A 1782-nucleotide genomic window follows, 5' to 3' on the forward strand; every position below is an offset into this window, starting at 1 on the left:
GCTGCGGGAGGTAGTGGAGGTGGTGTGACTGTTCGGTAAATCCGCCAATGGGCGGATTTACCCCTGACACCAATCTGCAAATTTGCACCACGGCGTAAACGACAAAAGCCCCCAACCCCACCGGTCAGCACCAATGAGATTGGGGGCAAAAGATGGCTGTCAGGACTCAATGCAGCGGTGTTGCCGGTGGTACGCATCGGGTGAAGGCCAGACCCAGGCGTGCCTCGCGATCCCGGTCGCTGGCGATTTCGGCGTCCACCATGGCCGCATCGAAGCCGCGCTCTCCAATGGCCTGGGTGCGTGACTTGAAGCCCGACTGGATCGCCAGGGTCTCCGCCCGGATGTCCTTCAGGGGATCGACCCAATCCCAGCGCGGTGGCAGCCAGTTGCAGTCCAGATAGTCGGCTCGACGTTGCTCGTAGTCCGGCAGGGCAAGCTGCCCGGAGACTACGGCCATATCCATCCAACGCGCCCAGACGGCGCGACACATCTGATAGACGATCACCGAGTGCTGAAACGACTCGATCCGCCGGCGGAATTCGAGCAGCGCCGCTCGGGTGTTGGAGTAGTTCGCCTTGAGCATGTCGGCAGTGAGGTTGGCATACGGCAAGCCCAGCGCGGCGGCCACCTGCAGCAGGGTGCGGTACTGGAAGGACTCGTAATTCCCACCCACGTCGGCTGGTGTTGAGAAGGTGATGTATTCCCCGTCATCGAGCATCTGCAACTGCCCCGGCTCCAGAGGCAGCAGCGGCTCGCCTTGGTCATCGCGGTCGGCGGTGTTGTCCAGTTCCCGCTCGGGCCGGCGCACGAAGCCGACGAACATCGCGGCGACCTTCTTGCGGTCCAGCTCAGCGTCGTCGTACTGGTCGAGCAGAAACAGCTTCACCAGCGCCGGGGAGAAGCGCGACACGCCACGTAGTTGCCCGGCGTCTACCGGATCGACGATGTGCAGCACCGATTCGGCCGGCACTCGCACCGTTTCCCCTGCGAGGCCTGGATCGGTGATGTCGCCTGGGTGGCGGCGCAGGAAGTGGTACGCGACACGCCGACCAATGCGGTCGAACTCGATGCCCTGGCGGATACGGTGGCCGTTGTCGAGTGCCTGGTTGTGGTTCAGGGGCAACATCTCGGCCGGCAGCATCTGCAACTGCAGCGGCACGGACAAGCCATCCTCGGGCCGGCGTGGTCGGATGCGGAAGAACACCTCGCCGGCGATGAACAGCTCGCGAGCGGCGCGGCGCTGCTGGCCATAGAAGTCGGTGAGCCCTTCGGCATCGGACTCGTCGGTCCAGCGCAGCCACAGCCGTTGCACCCGATCCTTGAGCACCGCATCGGTAATACCCGACGAGGGTTTGATGCCGGTGCCCACCGCATTGCCCGCCCAGGACTCGACCGCATTGGCGGCGTAGCCGTTGTTGCGGATCAGGTAGCGGGCACGCGCGGTCATGTCGGCGCCGGCCGCCTGGATCAGCGTGTTGACATGCGCGCGGCTGGCATGAAACGTCTTGAGCCGCCGCTTCGACAGTCCGCCATCGAAGCCACCGACTACGCCACCGATCATCGCGCCCACCTTGCGGCGCAGGGTTGCCATCAGCTTGGGTTTCATCACAGTCCTTTCCCGCAGACAGTGCGGATACGTCGTGCTCGTGGGCGACCTTGAAGTCGGGCGATCTCGCGCTCCAGATCCGACAGCGCCGCCCGGATCTCGACATTGGATTTGTAGGTCACGGTCTTGTCACCGGCTTTCACGGTGAGCACCCCATTGAAGCGCGCCGCCTGCAG

Annotated in this window: 2 protein-coding genes; both read right to left on the minus strand. The window is 64.2% G+C overall.

Annotated features, from left to right (window positions below):
* Positions 1-166 precede the first annotated feature (166 nt).
* Positions 167-1606, minus strand: a complete 1440-nt coding sequence (locus M622_RS37815; RefSeq protein WP_021250932.1) for a phage portal protein — start codon at positions 1604-1606, stop codon at positions 167-169.
* Entirely contained in the window at positions 1606-1782 is a 177-nt protein-coding gene (locus M622_RS40910; protein WP_169375162.1) for a phage head-tail joining protein, read from the minus strand. The genes M622_RS37815 and M622_RS40910 overlap by 1 nt, the downstream gene beginning before the upstream one ends.

Origin of the sequence: Thauera terpenica 58Eu, assembly GCF_000443165.1 — a bacterium.
GTDB lineage: Bacteria > Pseudomonadota > Gammaproteobacteria > Burkholderiales > Rhodocyclaceae > Thauera > Thauera terpenica.

Coding starts and splice junctions, on each gene's coding strand:
- M622_RS37815 (WP_021250932.1), bottom strand. CDS start 1,606: ATGAAACCCAAGCTGATGGCAACCCTGCGCCGCAAGGTGGGCGCGATG.